This is a genomic window from Micromonospora sonchi (genome assembly GCF_014646235.1).
Taxonomy (GTDB): domain Bacteria; phylum Actinomycetota; class Actinomycetes; order Mycobacteriales; family Micromonosporaceae; genus Micromonospora; species Micromonospora sonchi.
The window spans coordinates 169,669-190,191 of sequence record NZ_BMNB01000007.1 but is presented as its reverse complement, the minus strand read 5'-3'; the positions used below and the strand labels follow the sequence as shown (position 1 = coordinate 190,191).

18 protein-coding genes and 5 tRNA genes are annotated in these 20,523 nt (G+C 72.4%); 9 read left to right on the top strand and 14 right to left on the bottom strand.

Annotated features, from left to right (window positions below; genetic code table 11):
* Positions 1–157: 157 nt before the first annotated feature.
* Complete coding sequence (locus IEY61_RS10030) at positions 158–1,711, bottom strand: lysyl oxidase family protein (protein ID WP_189042839.1); 1,554 nt, start codon at positions 1,709–1,711, stop codon at positions 158–160.
* A 151-nt stretch (positions 1,712–1,862) separates the two neighbouring features.
* On the opposite strand from IEY61_RS10030, the gene IEY61_RS10025 reads away from it, so the two are divergent.
* Positions 1,863–2,606 carry an AfsR/SARP family transcriptional regulator gene (locus IEY61_RS10025; RefSeq protein WP_189042837.1) on the top strand — a complete coding sequence of 248 codons (744 nt, stop codon included), beginning with the start codon at positions 1,863–1,865 and terminating at the stop codon, positions 2,604–2,606.
* A gap of 97 nt (positions 2,607–2,703) precedes the next feature.
* Here IEY61_RS10025 and IEY61_RS10020 read toward each other — a convergent pair.
* Positions 2,704–2,778, bottom strand: a tRNA-Val gene (locus IEY61_RS10020).
* Positions 2,779–2,818: 40 nt separating this feature from the next.
* Positions 2,819–2,891, bottom strand: a tRNA-Gly gene (locus tag IEY61_RS10015).
* A 152-nt stretch (positions 2,892–3,043) separates the two neighbouring features.
* Between IEY61_RS10015 and IEY61_RS10010 the strand changes: the two genes are divergently transcribed.
* Positions 3,044–3,286 carry a DUF6458 family protein gene (locus tag IEY61_RS10010; RefSeq protein WP_189042835.1) on the top strand — a complete coding sequence of 81 codons (243 nt, stop codon included), beginning with the start codon at positions 3,044–3,046 and terminating at the stop codon, positions 3,284–3,286.
* Positions 3,287–3,387: 101 nt separating this feature from the next.
* Here the strand turns inward: IEY61_RS10010 and IEY61_RS10005 are convergent.
* The 3 genes from IEY61_RS10005 to IEY61_RS09995 all read right to left on the bottom strand — a co-directional run bounded on the left by IEY61_RS10005 (position 3,388) and on the right by IEY61_RS09995 (position 3,653).
* Positions 3,388–3,462 (bottom strand) — tRNA-Val (locus IEY61_RS10005).
* Positions 3,463–3,475: 13 nt separating this feature from the next.
* Positions 3,476–3,546: transfer RNA gene (locus IEY61_RS10000), tRNA-Cys, on the bottom strand.
* Between the two features lie 34 nt (positions 3,547–3,580).
* Positions 3,581–3,653 (bottom strand) — tRNA-Gly (locus tag IEY61_RS09995).
* A 280-nt stretch (positions 3,654–3,933) separates the two neighbouring features.
* Between IEY61_RS09995 and IEY61_RS09990 the strand changes: the two genes are divergently transcribed.
* On the top strand, positions 3,934–4,536 hold the full coding sequence (locus tag IEY61_RS09990) for a TetR/AcrR family transcriptional regulator (RefSeq protein ID WP_189042833.1): 603 nt from the start codon (positions 3,934–3,936) through the stop codon (positions 4,534–4,536).
* Positions 4,537–4,662: 126 nt separating this feature from the next.
* Here IEY61_RS09990 and IEY61_RS09985 read toward each other — a convergent pair whose 3' ends face one another.
* Entirely contained in the window at positions 4,663–5,580 is a 918-nt protein-coding gene (locus tag IEY61_RS09985) for a hypothetical protein (protein ID WP_229705797.1), read from the bottom strand.
* Between the two features lie 176 nt (positions 5,581–5,756).
* Here IEY61_RS09985 and IEY61_RS09980 point away from each other — a divergent pair, with 176 nt between their 5' ends.
* From IEY61_RS09980 to IEY61_RS09965, 4 genes are all read left to right on the top strand, one after another.
* Entirely contained in the window at positions 5,757–6,425 is a 669-nt protein-coding gene (locus IEY61_RS09980) for a class I SAM-dependent methyltransferase (RefSeq protein ID WP_189042831.1), read from the top strand.
* Positions 6,426–6,434: 9 nt separating this feature from the next.
* Positions 6,435–7,628 (top strand): cytochrome P450, encoded by a 1,194-nt coding sequence (locus IEY61_RS09975; RefSeq protein ID WP_189042829.1) that lies wholly within the window; start codon positions 6,435–6,437, stop codon positions 7,626–7,628.
* Positions 7,629–7,781: 153 nt separating this feature from the next.
* The gene (locus tag IEY61_RS09970) at positions 7,782–8,720 is read left to right on the top strand and encodes an ATP-binding cassette domain-containing protein (RefSeq protein ID WP_189042827.1); all 939 of its coding nucleotides are present in this window, start codon (positions 7,782–7,784) and stop codon (positions 8,718–8,720) included.
* On the top strand, positions 8,717–9,469 hold the full coding sequence (locus IEY61_RS09965) for an ABC transporter permease (protein ID WP_189042825.1): 753 nt from the start codon (positions 8,717–8,719) through the stop codon (positions 9,467–9,469). Before IEY61_RS09970 ends, IEY61_RS09965 begins: the two co-directional genes overlap by 4 nt.
* Here IEY61_RS09965 and IEY61_RS09960 read toward each other — a convergent pair.
* The 4 genes from IEY61_RS09960 to IEY61_RS09945 are packed head-to-tail and all read right to left on the bottom strand — an operon-like array spanning position 9,398 to position 13,728.
* On the bottom strand, positions 9,398–10,162 hold the full coding sequence (locus tag IEY61_RS09960; protein ID WP_308424561.1) for a response regulator: 765 nt from the start codon (positions 10,160–10,162) through the stop codon (positions 9,398–9,400). The genes IEY61_RS09965 and IEY61_RS09960 overlap by 72 nt on opposite strands.
* The gene (locus tag IEY61_RS09955; RefSeq protein WP_229705796.1) at positions 10,159–11,820 is read right to left on the bottom strand and encodes a sensor histidine kinase; all 1,662 of its coding nucleotides are present in this window, start codon (positions 11,818–11,820) and stop codon (positions 10,159–10,161) included. Before IEY61_RS09955 ends, IEY61_RS09960 begins: the two co-directional genes overlap by 4 nt.
* Positions 11,821–11,866: 46 nt before the next feature.
* On the bottom strand, positions 11,867–12,604 hold the full coding sequence (bioD, locus tag IEY61_RS09950; protein ID WP_189042821.1) for a dethiobiotin synthase: 738 nt from the start codon (positions 12,602–12,604) through the stop codon (positions 11,867–11,869).
* Positions 12,592–13,728, bottom strand: a complete 1,137-nt coding sequence (locus IEY61_RS09945) for an 8-amino-7-oxononanoate synthase (protein ID WP_189042819.1) — start codon at positions 13,726–13,728, stop codon at positions 12,592–12,594. Before IEY61_RS09945 ends, bioD begins: the two co-directional genes overlap by 13 nt.
* A gap of 295 nt (positions 13,729–14,023) precedes the next feature.
* On the opposite strand from IEY61_RS09945, the gene bioB reads away from it, so the two are divergent.
* Positions 14,024–15,019, top strand: coding sequence for a biotin synthase BioB (gene bioB, locus IEY61_RS09940; RefSeq protein ID WP_189042817.1), 996 nt, complete (start codon positions 14,024–14,026; stop codon positions 15,017–15,019).
* A gap of 29 nt (positions 15,020–15,048) precedes the next feature.
* Entirely contained in the window at positions 15,049–15,288 is a 240-nt protein-coding gene (bsaP, locus tag IEY61_RS09935; RefSeq protein ID WP_229705801.1) for a biotin synthase auxiliary protein BsaP, read from the top strand.
* A 45-nt stretch (positions 15,289–15,333) separates the two neighbouring features.
* On the opposite strand, the gene IEY61_RS09930 is transcribed toward bsaP, so the two are convergent.
* The 3 genes from IEY61_RS09930 to IEY61_RS09920 form a co-directional block, all read right to left on the bottom strand.
* A complete protein-coding gene (locus tag IEY61_RS09930) occupies positions 15,334–16,785 on the bottom strand; it encodes a WD40 repeat domain-containing protein (protein ID WP_189042815.1) in 1,452 nt (483 codons plus the stop codon).
* Positions 16,782–17,306 carry a SigE family RNA polymerase sigma factor gene (locus IEY61_RS09925; protein ID WP_229705794.1) on the bottom strand — a complete coding sequence of 175 codons (525 nt, stop codon included), beginning with the start codon at positions 17,304–17,306 and terminating at the stop codon, positions 16,782–16,784. The genes IEY61_RS09930 and IEY61_RS09925 overlap by 4 nt, the downstream gene beginning before the upstream one ends.
* Before the next feature lie 150 nt (positions 17,307–17,456).
* A complete protein-coding gene (locus tag IEY61_RS09920) occupies positions 17,457–20,387 on the bottom strand; it encodes a glycoside hydrolase family 9 protein (RefSeq protein WP_189042810.1) in 2,931 nt (976 codons plus the stop codon).
* Positions 20,388–20,523 lie beyond the last annotated feature (136 nt).

Below are 20,523 nucleotides of genomic sequence, written 5' to 3'. Positions count from 1 at the left end.
CGGCTCGTCCGCCAGGAGTGACCGCCGCCCCCGGACGCAGAGACCGCCACGGCCTGCCGCCCGACGGTCGCCAGGCAGTGGCGACCGTCGAGCAGGCACGTGCGAAACACCTTCGGGGCAGCGACCGCCGCCGTCACCCGGCGTCGCTGTGCCGGCGTCAGCCCTCGATGCCCTCGTGCGGCGGAACCGTCACCGTACGGGCGCCGGGAGTACCACCCAGGATGATCTGCCGGTACGAGTTGTTGTTGTTCAGGTTCGACTCCTGGAGCCGCTTGGCCGGGTTGGCCGCCACCTCGATGTAGTACGTGCCGTTGGGCAGGTCGGTGATGTCGAACGACTGGCCCGGCAGGTACTGGGCGTAGGTGTCACCGCTGCCGATGTCCAGAACCTGCCGCACCGCCACCGACGTCTGCCGGCCACAGGAGGTGCCCAGGTCGGTGTTGGTGGGCCGCCACTTGGCGTTCGGCAGGGTCAGGTCGACCGCGTCGGTGTTGGCCAGGCAGAACGCTTCCTTGCCGCTGCGCACCGCGACCGTCTTGTTCGCGTTCAACAGGCGATACTCGGCAAAGTCGGTGAAGTGCCAGTGGTTGTGCCCCGGGCGCGCGTCCCACTCCATCGTGCCGGACTGCGCGTACCCGACCTGAACGCCGTTGGCATCGTAGAAGTACTGGTACGCGTCCATCAGGTCGCTGTCGGTACGACGGAACCCGTCCACCACCAGCGGCGACGTCCCGGCGTTCCACACCGTGGCGTTGAAGGTCACCTGGTCGTTGCCGGTCTCCGCGTCCTGCTCGACACCGATCTGCCAGGCCGGCAGGGAACGCAGGTCCGGCCGCGGGCCCTGCGGAGCGGCCTTGGTCCGAGCGGCGGGCCGGGCACCCGGCTTGAGGCCGGGAGCGCTGTCGCTGACCGCCTCCGCGTGCACCGTGTGCTCGTCATCCCCCGGGGCACCGAGCACCCGCTGCTTCGAATCGGACGGGCGGTGCTCCGCGTCGGCGCGGCCCCAACCGTCATCGACCGTCCGGACCGTGACCGCCAGGGTCAGCGTGGCCGCCGAGTCCGGGATGTTCAGCAGCTTCCGGTACGGCGGATTGATGCTCACCGTGGCCGTGTACGACCCGTCCGCCACGTCCACCGGCCCGGACCACCAAGTGGTGGTCGCGGAGCTCCAACCGGCCTGGATGCCCCAGACCCCGCCGAGAGTGAACGGGTTCCACGCACAATCGGTGGGATAGGGCGTCGAGTCCGGCGCGTCGACCCGGGTCCGGGTGGAGCCCCAGTCGTTCGGGCAGAAGGTCTCGTTCCGCTCCACCACCGTACGCCCTGCCGCGTCGGTCAGTTTGAGGTGGGTGAATTCGAAGAAGCCGGTGAAGTCCTTGACCAGGCCGGCGGGCAGCAGCACCGCCCGCTGTTTGCCTCCCGCCGCCCGGACCAGCTGGAAGGCGTCGATCGGCTTGCTGTACGCGCTCCGCTTCACCCGGAACTCCAGCGGATCCTTGCCGGCGACCAGGTGGGTGCCCAGGTCGAGATAAACCTGCTCCCCTTCCCATCGGTCGACGGTGACCGAGGTGGTGGCCGCGACGAACCGCGCCTGAGCCTCCGGGGCGGGCGCGGGAGCCGCCGTGCCGGCCCCGGTGCCGAGCATCAGCGCGCCGACGGTCAGCACCGCGAAGGCGGGCAGCCGGCGGAGCTGTCGGTGTCCTACATCCATGAAGTCTCCTCTGAGGACGTCTGCGAAGCTGAGGGTGCCGGTTCGCCGTATCACCCTCGGTGCCGGATGCAACCGGATACCGTCTTCGCACCGTCTCCTCTGATGGATGTTTCTGGACCGGGGAGATTCAATCGTGGGGACAGAATCGACCATGCCGAGTGACGACGATCCGACGTACGCACCAAGACTGTTACGGCTGTTACCCGTCTTCTCCTGCACGCACAACGGGGTACGCCGGATGGTCGCGCCGCTGCCCGAGCGGGTGCTGTCCTACCTGGCGGTGGCGTACCCCACCTGGGTGTCCCGGGACGCGGTGATCGAGGCCTGCCAGCTCGACGGGACGGGCGATCCGCGGGCCCGGCTGCGGCAGGTCTGCTGGCTGCTGCGCTCGCGGCTCGGCTTCGATCCGATCGTCGGGGACCGCCAGCGGATCGGCATCTCACCCACCTGCCGGGTCGACCTACACGCGGCCCAGGAGTGGTGCCAGTTGCTGCTGGAACAGGGGTTCGCCAAGGCAGTCGTGCGAGCGGTGCCGAACTGGTTGGCGTCCGCTCTGAGCCATCCGCTGCTGGCCGACTGGAGCTGGGATGACGCCTGGCTGCAACCCGTGCAGGCGCGCTGGGACGTGCTGCGCCGGGAGACCCTGGACCAGCTCTCCGGCAGCCTGCTCGCCGCCGGCCATCACCAACAGGCGCTGATCTGCGCGCACGCCCTCATCCAGCAGGACCCGCTACGGGAGACTGCCTGGGAGGTCCTCATCGAGGCGCTGATTCACAGCGGCCAACGGGCCGAGGCACGCGCCCAGTTCGACCGACTGACCAGCATGCTCAGTGCCGAGCTCGGCGTGCATCCGAGCGACAGCGCCCACCGGTTGATCGCCGACCTGTACCGCTGACCATGCCAACCGCCCGCCAAGGGCTGGAACTCGTCGTCGATGAAGGTCGTACGCGACACCTGACCTTGGTGTCGGGCCGGAGGGTGTCGACCGCAGGTGGTGGGCGATACTGGGTTTGAACCAGTGACCTCTTCCGTGTCAAGGAAGCGCGCTCCCACTGCGCCAATCGCCCCTGGTGACCAGCCGGCACCGACGGGTGCGGGCGGATCGCGAGCGGACGACGGGATTCGAACCCGCGACCCTCACCTTGGCAAGGTGATGCGCTACCAGCTGCGCTACGTCCGCGTGCCCCCGATGTTTCCCGGGGACGGGCCCACTCTACCCGATGACAAGATCGCCTGACCGGTGACCCCACTCCGGGCGTGATTGCGCCGGTCACCGCCGGGGTACAGACACCCCTCGACAGCGCACCGCACCCCTGGGAAAAGGAGGCTGTCATGGGTATCGGCACCAGTGTTTTCCTGCTCGCGGTCGGCGCGATCCTCGCCTTCGCGGTCAACGCCAGCATCGGTGGTCTCGACCTGGACGTGGTCGGGTGGATCCTGATGGCTGCCGGTCTGCTCGGCCTGATCATGACCACCCTCGTCTGGGGACGCCGCCGCCAGGTGGTCGCCACCACCGAGGAGCCGGTGGAGTACCGCCGCGTCGAGGAGCGCCGGGACGTCGCCCCGCCGCTCTGATCGGCGGAACTGGCTGGTCGAATGACGAGCCAGCACCAGAGCATCCGCAAATACGTGAGAGCCCGTACCGGATCCGGTACGGGCTCTCACGACGTCTTTCCTGGTGGGCGATACTGGGTTTGAACCAGTGACCTCTTCCGTGTCAAGGAAGCGCGCTCCCACTGCGCCAATCGCCCTTGCTGTCGTACGAGGTGGGGACGGGATTTGAACCCGCGTACACGGCTTTGCAGGCCGTTGCCTCGCCTCTCGGCCACCCCACCGAGGTTGCCCCCGTCACGCGTGGCGGCAGCTCCGAGCGGACGACGGGATTCGAACCCGCGACCCTCACCTTGGCAAGGTGATGCGCTACCAGCTGCGCTACGTCCGCGTGCCCCCGATGTTTCCCGGGGGACGGATGAGAACTCTAGCCGAGCGACGGAAGGGTTGCCAAATCGGCTTCCATCCCGGCGCGTCCGAAACCACCCTCCGCTGATCTTCCTAGGAGACTGGATCAGTTGCTCCCGAGCCGCTCGCCGACCGAGCCCTCCCGCGAAGGGCTGAAACACCAGGTATGGGCCGGCCAGTGTCCGGCTTCCGACTCGGGCAAGCTAAATCAACCAGGCTTTGGTGACGGGCTGTATCCGGTTGGATGGGCTACGGTGACGGACGTGACGAGACGTGCGGCCGAGATCCGCCTGGATGCCCTGCTGCGCACCGCATGTGACGTGATCGTGCAGCGCGGGCTGGCCAACACCCGCACGGCGGACGTGGCGCAGGCCGCCGGCGTGAGCCAGGCGCTGGTCTTCTACCACTTTGCCACCAAGGAACGGCTGCTCGCCCAGGCGTTCGCCTACGCCGTCGAGCAGGACCTGGCCCGGCTGGACGCGGTGACCCGGTCCAACGCCCCGCCGCTGACCAAGCTCCGGCGCATCCTGCGGCTCTACACCCCGGCCGGGCGCCCCACGTCCTGGTCCATGTGGATCGACGGGTGGGCCGAGTCGTTGCGTACGCCTGAATTGGAGAAGGTCTCCCGCAAGCTGGATCTGCGCTGGCGGCAGGACCTCACCACGGTGATCACCGACGGGGTCCGCGAGGGTGTCTTCGAGTGCGCGGACCCTGCCGGTGCGGCCTGGCGCATCAACGCCGTCATGGACGGCCTGGCGGTGCAGCTGGCAGTGCACGAACGCGTCATCTCCCGCCGGCAGCTCGCCGAATGGGTGCGCCTGGTGACCGCCCGCGAACTGGCCCTGAACCCAGCCCAACTCGACTAACCCCGCCCCCACCCCGCGCCGCCCCACTCCGCGCCGATCTTGCACTTTTGGTCGCTGATATGAAGCCTTTCGCGGCTTATGTCCCGACCGAAAATGCAAGATCGACGAAAGCGGAGGGGTGAGGGGTCAGGGGTAGGGGGTGTTGCGGGGGACGGTGCGCCAGCGGGAGCGGGAGGGTTGGGCGGGTCGGCGTTCCCAGCGGGTCGCGACGTCCACCGCTTCCGGTTCGCGGGTCAGGTGCCGCAGGCGCAGCAGCAGGCCGACGCCGAGGAAGAGCAACAGCCCGCCGAGCAGGAAGGCGGCCTCGGTCAGGCCGATCCCGGTGCCGGTCTGCGAGACCTGGTTGCCCGCCGCACCCGCGGCCGGCGTCTCCCCCGCCCCGCCCGCGTACCCCGCGTCGTCGGCGAGGTCGCTCTCCTCGTCGGCCGGATCCACCGTCGGCTCCTCAGTCGGGTCCACCGTCGGTTCCTCGGTCGGCACCGAGGTCGGCGGCACCGTCGGCGGCGCGGCCGGCGGCGCGGTGGTGGGCCGCGCCACCCGGCCCCGGCCGACCACCACGCGCGTCGCGGTCTGCCGGGACAACAGTTGCAGGTTCCGGTCGTACGCCTCGGCGGCCAGGCTGACCCGGCCCTCGCCGACGTCCCCGGTGAACGCGATCCGGTACTGCGCGGTCACCGTACGTCCGGGGCAGAGCGTGCCCGGGTCGAGCTGCCGGTCGGTCAACCGGGCCACGTCACCGTCGATCCGGACCTCCGTCGGGAACGACCCGGTCTCCTCGATCCGGTCCACCCGCACCTGGTCCAGCCGCAGCCCCTGCACACCGAGCACCAGCGACCAGCGGACCTTGATGCAGTCGCCCTGGTCGGATCGCGACACCACGGCCGAAACCGTCGCCACCCGCCCACCGGCGGTGAACTGGTCCGGCAGGCCGCTGAGTTCGGTGGCGAACGCCGCGTGCGCCGGTGCGGCCAGGGCGACGTCCACTCCGGTGAGACACGCCAGCACCACTCCGATCCGTAGCGTGCAACGCCACAGCCTCTTCACGATCCGTCCTCCCGTTGGTTGCCTCCATTGGCAACGCTATGAGCGCCGGCAGCCACCCGGTAGACGGGCGTGTTCGCACGGACCGTCAAGCACGATGCCCGTTCTCACGTACGGTATTGAACCGGTCACCGCCGATTCGCGACACGCCGTCACGGGTCACCGGGCACAATCGGCCGGTGTCCGAACTCTCCACCGCCTTCGTCCGGCTGCACGCCCGGCTCACACCCGTCGCCTTCGTACCCGAGGTGCGGCTGCACCAGGCGGACGAGCCGATCGGCCTGTGGGAGCTGACCGAGGGCGAGTTCCGCAGCGACCAACCGCCGCCGTTCTGGGCCTTCGCCTGGGCCGGCGGCCAGGCTCTCGCCCGTTACGTCACCGACCATCCGCAGTTGGTCGCCGGACGCCGGGTGCTCGACCTGGCCGCCGGCTCCGGCCTGGTGGCCATCGCCGCCGCCCGGGTCGGCGCCGCCGCCGTGCGCGCGGTGGAGATCGACGAGCTGGCCGTCGCGGCGGTCGCGCTCAACGCCGAGGCCAACGGGGTACGCGTCGACGCCGAACTCGGCGACGTGCTCGACGGCGACGCGGGCGACGCCGACGTGGTCCTCGCCGGGGACGTGTTCTACAGCGAGGCGATGGCCAGCCGGGTGCTGCGTTTCCTGCTGCGCGCCGTGCGCTCCGGGGCTCGGGTGCTGGTCGGCGATCCGGGGCGGGCCTACCTGCCCCGGGACCGCTTCGACGAGCTGGCCGCCTACGACGTGCCGGTCAGCGAGGCGCTGGAGAGCGTACGGGTGAAGCGCACCACGGTGTGGCAGCTGCGCGCGGGCGGTGCGAAACCGGCCGGCTAGCGTGACGCGGTGCTGTTCCGCAGCTGGGAGCAGGCCCCGACAGCGACCAGAGGCACCGGGGCCGGTGGCGGCGTGGACCGGTGGCCCGGCGTGGCCCGCGTCGCCGATCACGTGGGCGTCGAACACCTGCTGGTGACCCGGCACGCGCTGGTCCGCCGGGTGCTCACCGAGGCCGAGACGTACCGGCCGGACAACGCCCTGGACGCGGTCACCCCGATGCCGGTGGCCGCGCTGCGGACCCTCGCCGCGCACCGGTTCCGGCTGCCTCCGACGCTGGCCAACAACGGTGGCGCGAGCCACCCGGGGATCCGGGCGCTGGTCGCCGACGCGCTGCACCCGACCCGGGTGGCCGCCCAGCGGGACTGGCTGGCCGCACTGGTCCGGCGCCGGGTGGCCGAGCTGGACGCCACCCTGACCACCGGCGCACCGGTGGACCTGCACGCCGGACTCGCCGCCGACCTGCCGCTGCTGGTCCTGGCCCGGCTGGTCGAGCTGCCCGACGCCCCGGTCGCGGCCGTGAAGGACTTCGCCCGCGCGGCCCTGGAGCTGTTCTGGGCACCGCTGGACACCGACCGGCAGCAGGCTCTCGCCGCCGAGGTGGGTCGTTTCCACCGGGTGCTGCGGGAGTTCGCGGCCACCGGCGGCGGCCTGGCCGCGTCCCTGCGCGCCGCCGGGCACCCGCCCGACGTGGTGGTCGGCGCGCTGTTCTTCCTGCTGGTCGCCGGCCAGGAAACCACCTCGCAGTTCCTCACCCTGCTGATGCATCGGCTCACCGGAGAGCCGGCGGTGCTCGCCGGGCTGCGCGACGGCTCGGTCGCGGTCGCCGACGTGGTGGAGGAGGGGCTGCGGCTGGAACCGCCGATCGTCACCTGGCGGCGGGTGGCCGCGGTGGACACCACGCTGGGCGGTACGGCGGTGCCGGCGGGCACCAGCATCGTGCTGTGGCTGGCCCGGGCCGGGCGGGACCCGGCAATGGTGGACTCGCCCGACGAGTTCCGGCCGGGGCAACGCGGGTCACGCCGACATCTGGCCTTCGGGGCGGGCGCGCACCGCTGCGTCGGCGACCAACTCGCCCGCATGGAGGCCGCGACGGTGGTGGCCGAGGCCGCTCCGCTGCTGGCCGGCGTGCGCGTGCTTCGCCCGCCCCGATACCCGGACAACCTCACCTTCCGGATGCCCGACGCCTTCCTCGTCGGCCGCTGAGCCGGCGGCCCCGACAGACCAACGGCCCGACAGGCCGACGGCCCCGACGGAGGGGGCGACGCCGACGGAGGAGGCGGGCCCTGACGAAGGTCAGTGCCGGGTGGTGCCTTTCGGGCACGGTGGGACCGGCCGCCACCGACATACCGTCCGAACATGATCACGTTACGTACGTTGACCAAGCGGTTCGGGAGCACCGCCGCGGTCGATGAGTTGACCGTCGACATCGCTCCCGGCCGGGTCACCGGCTTTCTCGGTCCCAACGGCGCCGGCAAGTCCACCACCATGCGGCTGATCCTGGGACTGGACCGGCCCACCGCAGGCCAGGCGCTGATCGGCGGACGGCCGTACCGCCGGCTGCGCCGACCGCTGCACGAGGTCGGCGCGCTGCTGGACGCGCGGGCCGTGCATCCCGCTCGCTCGGGCCGGGCCCACCTGTCCGCGATGGCCGCCAGCAACGGCATCTCCGAACGCCGGGTCGACGAGGTCCTCGCCACCGTCGGGCTGGACGAGCGGGCGGCGGCCAAACCCGCTCGCGCGTTCTCGCTCGGCATGGGGCAGCGGCTCGGCATCGCCGGCGCCCTGCTCGGCGACCCGCCGGTGCTGATGTTCGACGAGCCGGTCAACGGCCTCGACCCGGACGGGGTGCGCTGGATCCGGCAGCTGGCCCGATCCCTGGCCGCCGAGGGTCGGACGGTGCTGATCTCCAGCCACCTGATGAGCGAGATGCAGCAGACCGCGGACTGGCTGGTGGTGCTCGGCCGGGGCCGGCTGATCGCCGACGCGCCGACCGCCCAGGTGATCGCGGACAGCGGGGTCGCCGTGCGGGTCCGCAGCCCGCGACCGGAGGGGCTGGCCGCCGTCGCCGATCGGCTGACCGCCGCCGGGGCGGTGGTCGAGTCCGCCGGAACGGACGAGCTGACCGTCACCGGCACCACCGCCGAGCGCGTCGGCGAACTGGCGTACGAACTCAAAGTGCCCCTGCACGAACTGGCGTCGCACGAGGCGTCCCTGGAACGGGCCTTCATGGCCCTGACCGCCGACCGGGTCGAGTATGCGGCCCGACCGGCCCGCACGGGGGGTGCGTCGGCATGACCACGATCCGCGCGGAGTGGGCGAAACTCCGGTCGGTACGCAGCACCTGGTGGACGGTGGTCGCCGCGGTGGTGGTCATGGCCGCGACCGCCGCGCAGGTGGCGATCTACGTGGCCAACGGCAACACCAACGACGATCCGAGTGACGACGCCGGGGTGGTCCCGCTCGGCAGCGTCCTGATCGACTCGCTGGAGCTGGTCCAGTACGCCGTGCTCGCCCTCGGGCTACTGATGATCACGAGCGAGTTCACCACCGGCACCATTCGTACCACCCTGCAGTGCACGCCGTCGCGGGGCCGCGTACTGCTGGCCAAGGCGGCGGTGACCGCGACCGTGACCTTCGGTCTCGGGCTGCTGCTCGGCGCGGTCGGCGCGGCGGTCGCCGGGCCGGTACTGGGCGAGTGGGGTGCCGCACCGGCGGCCGGTACGCTCCGCGACGTCGTCGCGCTGGCCGGCTACCTGGCGTTGATCGGTGTCCTCGCGCTCGGGCTCGGCGCCGTCCTGCGCAGCGCGGTGCTCACCCTGACGGTGCTCCTCGCCGTGCTGATGATCGTGCCGCTGTCGTTGCGGGAGCCGGACATCACCGCGCTGAACCGGGTCGCCGACGTCTTCCCGGGCGAGGCCGGGCGGCACTTCCTGGCCGGCGACGGCCAGCCGTACCCACCGGCCGTCGGGCTGCTACTGCTCGCCGGTTGGGCCGCCGTGGCGCTGCTGGCCGGTCGAGCGGCGCTGCGCAGGCGCGACGCCTGAGGGCGGGCGGGGCTGGTCCTCCTCGAGCGGCTCGACCAGCCCCGCCTCGTACGCGAGAATCGCCGCCTGCACCCGGTTACGCACCTCGAGCCGGGTGAAGATGCTGGTCAGGTAGGTCTTCACGGTGCCCTCGACCAGGCACAACCGGCGGGCGATCTCGGCGTTGGACAGTCCCGCCCCGACCAGCGCCAGCACCTCCTGCTCGCGATTGGTCAGCCCGGCCAGCCGGTCCCGGGCCAGCGGCCGGCGCGCGACCCGGTCGCCGCCCAGCTCGATCACCCGGCGGGCCACCGCCGGCGAGAGGTACGCCCCGCCACCGGCGACCGCGTGCACCCCGGCGATCAGCTCGCGTGGATCGCCGGACTTGAGCAGGAAGCCGCTGGCTCCGTGGCCGAGCGCCCGGGCCACGTGGTCGTCCTCGCCGAACGTGGTCAGCATGACGGTGGCCGTCTGCGGCACCAGCCGGCGAATCTCGGCGGCGGCGGCGAGCCCGTCCAACCTCGGCATCCGGATGTCCAGCAGGGCCAGCCGGGGCCGGTGGGCGCGGACCAGTTCGACCGCAGCCCGGCCGTCGCCGGCCTCGGCGACGACCTCGATGCCCGGGTCGGTGGCCAGAATCGCCCGGACCCCGGCCCGGATCATCGCCTCGTCGTCGGCCAGCAGCACCCGGACCGGCTCGGATGGAGTGCTCATTCGTTGATCCGCTCCTTGCTGACCAGCCGCCCACCCGCGAAGCACAACCGCCAGGTCGGCTGGGTCAGCGGGAAGGTTCCCCCGTCGGTGTAGTACTCGCAGTCCGGCCGCGCCCCGGCGGGCCGGTCGACCTGCCGGGGCGGCAGGCCGACCAGGTCGCCCCGGGCAGCCCCCACCGGCAGTTCCTCGAAGGTGCTCCGGTCCAGCACCGCGCCGACGGTGGCGACCGGGTAGTAGATCAGCGACAGCGCCAGCGCGAGGCCGACCGGTGCGCCGAGCGCCACCAGCAGGCTGCGCCGGACCTGCCGGCGGGCCGCCGCGCCGACCGGGTGCGAGCCGGCAGCAGCGCCCGAGCCGGTCGAGCTGGTCAGCCCACCGGCCGGGGCCGCGCCGGCCAGGCCGGCCGCGCCGGACAGGCCGCCGGCCGGAGCCGCGTCGCGCCGGGCGGGCAGGTCAGCCGCATCGCGCAGGTTGGGCGGGGCGATCGCGGCGGGAGCGGTGGGGGCGGTGAGGGCCGGCACGGGTAGCCGGGCCCGGACGGCGAAGCCGCCCTCCGGGCGGAGGCCGGTGCTCAGCGAGCCACCGGCGAGCCGGACCCGTTCGGCCAGGGCGAGCAGGCCGGAGCCGGTGGTGGGCGGTCCCGGCAGCGGACCGGCCGGCGGCGGCTCGTTCACCACCTCGACCGCCACCCCGTCCGCCCGCCGGGCCAGGCTGACCGTCACCTCGGCCCCGGGCGCGTACCGGGCGGCGTTGGTCAGCGCCTCGCGGACCAACCCGTACGCGGCGTGCGCCGTCAACTCCGGCAGAGCCGGCGGTACGTCCGGCAGGTCCAGCCGCACCGCCATGCCGGCCTCCCGGGCGCCGGCGACCAGGTCGGCGATGCTTTCCCCGGCGGGGCGGGTGGTGACCGGGTCGGTCTCCTCGCGGAGCACCCCGATGATCCCGTGCAGCCGCTCGGTCGCCTCGGCGACGCTGGCCCGCAGTTCACCGGCGGCGGCGCGGTGCCGGGGATCGAGGCCGTCGGCGAGTTCCAGCGCGGCGGCGCGCAGGGCGATCAGGCTCAACGCGTGCCCGAGCGTGTCGTGCATCTCCTGCGCGATGCGGGCCCGCTCGCGCAACCGGATCCGGTCCGCCGCGCCCTGTCGCTCGTCCGCGCGCACCTGCGCGTAGCGGCGACCAGCATCGATCAGGGCGACCTGCTGTCGTCGGTACCGGCCGATCAGCCAGGGGAAGACCCCGGCGAAGAGCAGCACCGTGGCGAGCAGGAACCAGGTGGCCAGGCCGGTGCCGAGCAGCGCGAGGTTGACCACCGTGCCGCCGGTCGCGATCACCACGAACGCCACGGCCACCGGCGTCGTACGAGGGCTGCGGCGCCCGGCCAGGTAACTGAGCACCGGGACGGCGAAGACGAAGTTGCCGTCCAGCAGCGTGCCGAGCAGCACCAGGAGCAGGGCGGTCAGCGGCAGTCGCCGGCTGACCGCGACCGCGACGCTGATCAGGCAGAGGCCGACGAGCAGCGACGCCACGCTGTGGCGGGAGTGTGGCGGGACGGCCCCGGCGTACCCCAGTGGGGCCGCCAGCACCGCCCAGAGCAACAGGTCGCGTCGGCCCGCGAATCTCCCGCCCCGGCTCGGACGACTCCGCCAACTGCTCCACACGGCGGCCACGCTACCGACGCAGGGGCGGGTCGGGCACTGACGAAAGTCAGCTGATCTCGTCGGCCCAGGCGCGCCAGTCGTCGAGCACGCCGTACAGCGCCGGGGTCAGCCAGCCCGGCGCGGAGCGCCGGAACACCCCCGGGTCCATCGCCCCGGCGCCGGCCGGCAGGGCGCCGAGCAGGTTCGGCAGCAGGTCGCTCAGGTTGGCCCAGTGCACCAGCTCCGGTCCGGCCGGCCAGGCACCGATCACCACGCCGGCCGGCACCGCCCGCCGTTCGAGCGCCTCCAGGGTGAGCGCGGTGTGGTTGAGGGTGCCGAGTCCGGCGCGGGCCACCACCACCGCCGGGGCACCCAGCGACACCGCCAGGTCGGCCACCGTCCAGGGCTCCCCCGAGGGTCGCAGCCCCATCGGTACGAGCAGCCCGCCGGCCCCCTCGACCAGCACCAGGTCGTGCTTGTCGGCCTCTTCCCGGACGGCGTCGACGGCGTTGTACAGCTCCAACGGCGGCAACTCGGCCACCCGGGCCGCGGCCAGCGGGGCGAGTGGATCGGGGAAGCTGGCCAGGGTACGGCCGGTCATCGGGGCGGCCAGCCGGGTGACCGCCTCGACGTCGCCGGGCGCACCGGTGGCCGTACCGGTCTGGCCGGGTTTGACCACCGCGACCCGCAGCCCCGCCGCCTGCGCGGCGGCCGTGATCGCCGCGGTCACCACCGTCTTGCCGACCTCGGTGTCGGTCCCGGTGATCAGGACCGCTCCCCGCCACGGATCCGTCATGGGGCACATTCCACGATGACCTCCAGGGCACGTTCGAAGTCCGCCCGAGACACCCCCGCACCGATGGTCAGCCGCAGCCGCGAGCGGCTGTCCGGGGTGGAGGGCGGACGGAAGCAGCCGACCGCGACTCCCCGGTCCCGGCAGGCGGCGGCCCAGGCGGTGGCCGCCTCGGGGGTGGGCGCGGTCACCGAGACGACGGCGGCGTCGGGGACGGAAACGTCGAGCCCGGCGCCCCGCAGCCGGCCGGCCGCGAGGTCGGCCCGCTCGGCCAGCTCGGCGCGCAGGTCGTCGCCGGCCCGGACCAGTTCCACGGCGGCGTGCACCCCGGCGGCCACCGCCGGCGGCAGGGCGGTGTCGTAGATGAAGGTCCGGGCGGTCTCCACCAGGTGACGGACGTACCCGGCCGGGCCGGCCACCACGCCGCCCGCCCCGCCGAGCGCCTTGGACAGGGTGGCGGTGACCACCACGTCCGGCTCGCCGGCCAGCCCGGCGGCGGCCACCGCCCCGGCTCCGGCCGGGCCGGTCACGCCGAGCCCGTGCGCGTCGTCGACCAGCAACACCGCTCCGTGCTGCCGGGCGACGGCGTGCAACCGGGCCAGCGGGGCCAGGTCACCGTCGACCGAGAAGATCGACTCGGTGACCACCAGCCCCGGGCGACCGGGCGCGCCGGCCAGAGCCGCGGCGACCGCGTCGACGTCGGCGTGCGGGGTGACCACCGTCTCGACGCCGGAGACGCGGCACCCGTCGATCAGCGAGGCGTGGTTGTGCGCGTCGGAGATCAGCAGCGTGCGGGGCCGCACCAGCGCGCGGACCGCCCCGACGTTGGCCAGGTAGCCGGAGGAGAAGACCAGCGCCCGCTCGGTGCCGAGCCAGCCGGCGAGGGTGCCCTCCAGGTCATGATGGGCGTACGTGGAGCCACGCACCAGCCGCGACCCGGTCGCGCCCAGCCCGTACTCCGACAGGGCCTTCCCCGCGGCGGCGACCACCTCGGGATGCGTGGCCAGGCCCAGGTAGTCGTTGCCGGCCAGGTCGACCACGACGTCGTCGGCGCCGCGCGGGTGCAGCCGTCGGGTCAGCCCCGCCTTCGCGCGCAGTTCGGCACGGCGGTCCAGCGCCGTCAGCCAGTCCGCCACCCTCGCCTCCTGCCGTCGACCCGCTCTCGCGGGGCGAAGTTACCACCCGCCCGGCGGGCCCCGACGGATCCACTCCGGGCTTGACCTCAACCGCACTTCAGCTTGAACGCTCGGCGGATGGGAAATTGGATTCGCCGGGCTGCCGTGACAGTGACCCGTTGCCTCGACGTCGCCCTCTTGCTGGCCGCCGCCGACCCGTCACTGCCGCCGCCGACCCGAGCGCTGCTGGTCGACGAGTTGTCCGCGGACGTGGAGCCCGTTTCTCGCCCGCGGACAGCCTTGTAGGGTACGACCCATGCCAGAGATCCTCGATCAGGCCCGGACCCAGGTGCTGGAGAACGGCGTCGGCCTCGACCAGGCCGGCGTCCTTGCCGTGCTGAACCTGCCCGACGAGCACCTGACCGCCGCGCTGCAACTCGCCCACGAGGTGCGGATGCGCTGGTGCGGTCCGGAGGTCGAGGTCGAGGGCATCGTCTCGCTGAAGACCGGCGGCTGCCCGGAGGACTGCCACTTCTGCTCGCAGTCCGGCCTGTTCACCTCGCCGGTGCGGTCGGTCTGGCTGGACATCCCCTCGCTGGTCAAGGCGGCCAAGCAGACCGCCGAGACCGGGGCGACCGAGTTCTGCATCGTGGCCGCCGTGCGCGGCCCGGACGCCCGGCTGATGAAGCAGATGCGCGAGGGCGTCGCCGCGATCCGGGCCGAGGTCGACATCCAGGTCGCCGCCTCGCTCGGCATGCTCACCCAGGAGCAGGTCGACGAGCTGGTCGAGATGGGCGTGCACCGCTACAACCACAACCTGGAGACCTGCCGCTCCTACTTCCCGAACGTGGTCACCACGCACACCTGGGAGGAGCGCTGGGAGACCCTGCGGATGGTCCGGGAATCCGGCATGGAGGTCTGCTGCGGCGGCATCCTCGGCCTCGGCGAGACGGTGGAGCAGCGGGCCGAGTTCGCCGCGCAGCTGGCCGAGCTGGATCCGCACGAGGTGCCGCTGAACTTCCTCAACCCCCGCCCCGGCACGCCGCTCGGTGACCGCCCGGTGATCGACGGCAAGGACGCGCTGCGGGCCATCGCCGCGTTCCGGCTGGCCATGCCGCGCACCATCCTGCGGTACGCGGGCGGCCGGGAAATCACCCTGGGTGACCTCGGCACCCGCGACGGGCTGCTCGGCGGCATCAACGCGGTGATCGTCGGCAACTACCTGACCACCCTCGGCCGGCCGGCGACGGCGGACCTGAAGCTGCTCGACGACCTGAAGCTGCCGGTCAAGGCGCTCTCGGCGACGCTGTGACGCCGACCGGCGAGCGCCGGCCGAACCCCGTGGGCAGCCCGCGCACCGGGGCGACGCCCGGCGATGTCACCAGCCGGTCGGCCGTGGACGCGCCGTGGTGCGACCGGTGCGGGGAGGCCGCCGCGTCCGGGCCGCACGAGGGGTGCGCGGCGGCCCGGACGCTGGAGCCGCCCCGGTACTGCGCCCGGTGCCGCCGGAGGATGAAGGTGCAGGTGCTTCCGGTCGGCTGGTCGGCGGTCTGCGTCGAGCACGGCGAGTCGCGGGGCTGAGCACGCTGCCGCACGGACGGGCGATGACCCTGCGGCCGGCTCCGGTCAGACCGGCCACGGGGGATCAGCCATCGGCGGAGCGGAGCGGCGGCGACGGTGCCGCCGCCACAGCAGCGGGACGCCCACGACGACCGTGATCAGCAGGACCGGCGGCACCACCACCAGCAGGATGATCGGCCGGGCCGGGAACGGGCGCGGCTCGGTCGCCGGAGCGCCGAACGAACCGGCTTCCAGCAGGTCCCGGGCCACGTCCAGGGACCACACCTCGTCCGGCGGGTCGAGCAGGACCTCGGTGGTTCCGTCCGGCCGCAGCGCGATGAGTTGCACGCGCCCGCTCTCCCAGTAGCCGGTGTCGTTCCACCCGGTGCCTTCGGGCATGCCGTTGCCGGGCTCCGCCTCGTACCGCACTGCCACCAGGTCGATACCGAGCCGCCAGCCCAGCGCGCGCAGCGCCTGCCCCCGCACCGGGGCCAGGGTCGGCCCCCCGGCGTCCCGGCCGGTTGCCGCGTCCAGCCAGGTCACCGTCCAGGTGCGTGCCGCCAGGGCGGCCGAGTCGCAGCCGGACAAGCAACCTTCCAGGTCGGCGACGGCGATCCGGGAGCCGTCTGCGGTGAAGGCCCCGTTGCCGGCAAGCTTGCGCTGCGGTCCGAGGTCACGGGACCAGAGCATCCGGCCGTCGCGGTCGAGCAGGCTCAGTCGGTCTCCGACGGTCGCGGCGATCCGGGACCCGTCCGGCGAGAACGCGGCCAGCGAGGCGGTACGCAGGCTCCACCGGTCACCGAGGTCGTCGACGAGGATCCGGGTGGCACCGGTGGTCACCTCCAGCAGGGTCAGCCGGGAGGCGTCCCTACCCCACCCTGAGGCGTCGTAGCGAGTCGCCTCGGGGTCGTACTCCACGACAAGCAGCGACGCGCCGTCGCGGGACCAGGAGACCGGGGTGGCGCAGCAGTCGCTGTTCGACGGCCCGAGGTATGCGCGATCGCTGCCGTCGGTCAGGTCGGTGACGGTCAGCCAGTCGGTGCCGGGAACGTGCGCGACGTACCGGCCGTCCGGGGAGAGTTGAACGTCCTCCCCCGCCGTGCTCTCGGAACCGCCGTAGAGAAGCATCCGGTAGTCGCCGCCCCGACCGACCACGGCGATCTTTCCCTCGTGGTCCACGAAGTCGCTTCCCCGCAGCCCGAGCCCGCCGCCGCCGAAGAGCACCGATGCCGATCCGGGCGGGTCCTGCTCGACGGTCGCCTGCCACATCCAGGGCAGGCTGATCCGCTCCGGCACGCCCGCGCCGGTCGCCGCCGGAGGCATTCCGGCCCCCGATCCCCCGAGTATCGCGGGGACGCCGAGCGCGCAGATCAGGACGGCCACCAGACCCGCGACGCCGGTACGCCACGCCGCCCGCCACCGTTGACGCCGGCCGACCATCCACGGGTCACTTCCCAACCGAGTCGCCGGCATCCGCTCACCCAGCTCACGCAGCGCAGTACGCAGTTCCTCGCTCACCGTTCCTCCCCTGCCGCAGCACCGATGCCGACCAGTTCGGCCAACTCGGGGGCGTGGGTGCGCAGCCGCGCCAGCGCGTCGCGGGTCTGACTCTTCACCGTCGACACCGAGCAACCGAGCGCGGCGGCGGCTTCGGCCTCGGTGAGGTCCTCGAAGAACCGCAGCACGAGCACCGCCCGTTGCCGCGGGGCGAGCCGGGCCAACGCCGCCCGGACGACCAGTGCGCGGGCAACACCGGCGGTGCCGTCCGGCATCGCCTGCTCCGGCGGGTCCGCGCGAAGGTCGACGCCCCGCCAGCGGCGTCGCCACAGCGAGACGTGCTGGCTGTACATCGTCCGCCGCACGTACGGTTCCGGGTCGCCGGCCGCGCTGACCCGCTCCCAGTGCCGGGCGACGCGCACCAGTGTCAGCTGCACCAGATCCTCGGCCTGATGCTGGTCACCGGTCAGCAGCCATGCTGCCCGGGACAGTGCCGCGATCCGCCCGGCGACGTACGCCCGGAACGACTCTTCCCCGTCCACGCCCCACCTCCCGACCATCAACACGCCCGGCCCGGGTGTTTCGGGTGGGGAGACGATCACGGTAATCGCCGAGGGCGGGTGTACGGCCGGCGTGGACGGGGCAGGGCGCCTCGCCTGGTGGCGAGGCGCCCTGCCGAGAGGGTGCGACCGTCAGGCGACGGTGCAGGTGGAACCGTTGAGGGTGAAGCTGGTCGGCTTGGGGTTGCTGCCGCTGTGCGTACCGTTGAAGCCGATGCTGGTGGACGCACCCGGCGCCAGCGTGCCGTTGTAGGAGAGGCTCGTCGCGGTCACCGCCGTACCGGTCTGCTGGTAGGTGGCCGACCAGCCCTGGCCGACCCGTTGCCCGGCGTTCGGGAAGGTGAAGGCCAGCGCCCAGCCGTTGATCGCCGTCGTGCCGGTGTTGGTGATGGTGATGTTCGCGGTGAAGCCGGTGTCCCAGTCGTTGCTGCTCCAGGTTATCCGGCAGGACGAGGTCGGCAGTGGCGCCGAGGTGGTCACCGTCACCGTCGCCGACGGTGGGGAGGCGTTGCCGGCCGCGTCGATCGCGACCACGTAGAAGCGGTACGTCGTCTGCGGGTTCAGCCCGGTCAGCGCGTAGGTGGTGCCGGTGGCCGTGCCGACGAGGACTTCACCCAGTTCCAACCGGTAGATCCGGTATCCGGTCACGCCCACGTTGTCGGTCGACGGGGTCCAGGTCAGCGTCGCTCCGGTCGAGGTGATCGCCGAGACCGTCAACCCGGCCGGCGCGGTCGGCGGCACGGTGTCCCCGTCATCGGCGGCGGGGGTCGTCACGGTCAACGTCGGCGACGAGGCGGAGCTGTTTCCGGCCTTGTCCCGAGCCAGCACGCTGAACACGTACGTCCGGGCGGGTGTCAGGTCGGTGATCGTCAACGAGTTGGTGCTGCTGTTGCGGAGCAGGATCGCGTCGCTGCCGACGGTGCGGATGCTGACGCTGTAGCCGTCGACTCCACTGCCGGTGTCGGTGGACGGCGTCCAGGTCAGGCTCACCGATGTAGAGCTGACGGCGGTCGCCACCGGGGTACCGGGGACGGTCGGCGGGGTGGTGTCCGGGGTCGACGTGGGCTCGTTCCCCCACACCCGCGTGCCACCCACGTAGAGCGGCACGTTGCGGTTCGGCCCGGCGGTCGCCTGGTACGACGGGTCGTTGGCCGGATTCCAGGTGCCGCCCTCGGGCACGCCGACCTTGAACTGGACCTCCATCCGGTGCTGGGACTGGCCGGCGGGGGCGATGGTGTGCCCGGTGCAGTCGACCTCGACGTACCAGAGATCGCCGCTGACCTGGCGGGCGGTCGACGGGGACGGACAGCCCTGGGTGTAGCCCGGGGTGACCTGCACCGACCCGGCGCCGTCGGTGCGGAAGTAGTAGCGGAACCTGCCGTCGGTCAGCGCTCGCGCGGGGAAGGCCGACTTGTTGTAGATGATCGCCTTGATGCCGGTGGCCCGCGGCTCGTTCTGCATCACCGTGGTCTCCACGGTCAACTCGTCGATGTCGGGCCGCTCGGCGACCGGGAAGTTGGCCAGCGGGGTGCCGCCGTACTCCTGGGTCAGCCGGGCCAGCGCGGAGGTGAAGCCGGCGTTGTAGTCGGTGGCGACCTCGTTCATCACGTAGTCCGACCGGTTGTCGGTGTACGCGTCGTTCGGCGAGGACGGCCCACCGACCAGCGCGCCGTGCAGGGTGTGCCGGGTCTCGGTGGGCACGGTCATGCTGTCCCACCAGGAACCGTGCGCGGTGCGGTGGTGTGGGTTCTTCGGTGGGTTGGCGCCGAAGCCGACCACGTAGCTGGAGTTGCGCGGGTTGTCGCCGAGCGCGTAGTTGATCTGCCGGACGGCGAAGTCCTTGTACCGCGCCTTGCGGGTGACGTCGGTGGTCTTGTCGCTGTAGACCAGCGCGGCGAACGCGGTGTTGGCGGCGTAGCGCAGCGCACCCCACGAGTCGAGCACGGCCATTCCGCCGGGCGAGTAGCGGACCCGCTCACCGTTCACCCCGACCGTCCAGAAGTCCAACCACCGGTTGGCGTCGTCGACATACTTCTGCTTGCCGGTCAGGTTGGCCAGCAGCACGTACGCCCCGAACTGCTTGTTGTCCCAGGCCACGGTCCACTTGTAGGAGCGGGTGGTGGTCTGCGGCTCGGTGCCGAGCTTGTCGTACTCGCTCTCCGCCTTGGTCAGGTACGCGGCGTCGCCGGTGGCCCGGTACAGCCAGATCGCCCCCCACACCAGCTCGTCCTGGTAGCCGCTCCAGGAGCGGTAGAAGCTGGTCGCGTCGGTGATGCACTCGTGGTAGCTCTTGCGCACCGTGTCGGCGAAGGTGTAAAGCTGCCGGGCGTGGGTGAGCAGCTTGTCGGCGTAGGCGGCGTCGGTGGGCCGGAAGACCATGGACGACGCGGCCATCGCCGCCGCCGTCTCCCCCGCCAGGTCCGCGCCGCCGCAGCTCGCATCGATTTTGTACGCGGGCCGCGCCATCGGCATCACCTCGGCCGGTCCCCACCACTTGTGGTCGTCGTCGCCCTTGCCCACCTGTCCGTAGAGGACGTTCGGCGAGGGGTGCGCCCTGATGAAGTAGTCGTTGACGAAGCGCAGATTGTTCAGCAGGTGGGTGAGCTGGCCGGAGGCGGCGTAGCCGGACCGGTACTCGACCGCACCCCAGGCGAGCATGGTGGTGCTGAACGCCATCGGGAAGCCGAACTTGACGTGGTCACCGGCGTCGTACCACCCTCCGGTGAGGTCCAGCCCGACGCCGGCGCCGTCGCGCAGGGCCGAGTCTCCGCGCCACGAGACGCGGTTCCACTCCGGCAGTTTTCCGGACTGCTGCGCCTCGTAGAACAGCAGGGACTTCTGCAACGCCTCCGCGTAGTTGAAGGCCGGCGCGGCGGCAACCGCGGCTGCGCCGGTGGCCGGGGCGGCTGCGGTTCCGACCGTTGGTACGCCGATCGCGAGCGCGAGCCCGGTCAGCAGCGCCGTGCCGGTGGTCAGCAGGCGGCGCGACCAGTGGTCATCGCTGCGGGCGAAACGTGGCCAGGATCGTTCGGCGCCGACGCGGCGCGACCATCTGGTGTGCATTCGACTACTCCTGTCGATGCGGGGCGGGCAGCACCGGCCGGGCGCGTGGTGACGGGCACGGCGGGTTGGACGGCTGCCGGCGGTGGTGGCGAGGGGTTCCATCAGGACCGGGAGCGCTCCCATGGATAGCTGACAA

Bases quoted from the DNA above. Each gene is read 5' to 3' on its own strand.
- IEY61_RS10030 (WP_189042839.1), bottom strand. From the start codon at position 1,711: ATGGATGTAGGACACCGACAGCTCCGCCGGCTGCCCGCCTTCGCGGTG.
- IEY61_RS10025 (WP_189042837.1), top strand. From the start codon at position 1,863: ATGCCGAGTGACGACGATCCGACGTACGCACCAAGACTGTTACGGCTG.
- IEY61_RS10010 (WP_189042835.1), top strand. From the start codon at position 3,044: ATGGGTATCGGCACCAGTGTTTTCCTGCTCGCGGTCGGCGCGATCCTC.
- IEY61_RS09970 (WP_189042827.1), top strand. From the start codon at position 7,782: ATGATCACGTTACGTACGTTGACCAAGCGGTTCGGGAGCACCGCCGCG.
- IEY61_RS09965 (WP_189042825.1), top strand. From the start codon at position 8,717: ATGACCACGATCCGCGCGGAGTGGGCGAAACTCCGGTCGGTACGCAGC.
- IEY61_RS09960 (WP_308424561.1), bottom strand. From the start codon at position 10,162: ATGAGCACTCCATCCGAGCCGGTCCGGGTGCTGCTGGCCGACGACGAG.
- bioD (WP_189042821.1), bottom strand. From the start codon at position 12,604: ATGTGCCCCATGACGGATCCGTGGCGGGGAGCGGTCCTGATCACCGGG.
- bioB (WP_189042817.1), top strand. From the start codon at position 14,024: ATGCCAGAGATCCTCGATCAGGCCCGGACCCAGGTGCTGGAGAACGGC.
- IEY61_RS09920 (WP_189042810.1), bottom strand. From the start codon at position 20,387: ATGCACACCAGATGGTCGCGCCGCGTCGGCGCCGAACGATCCTGGCCA.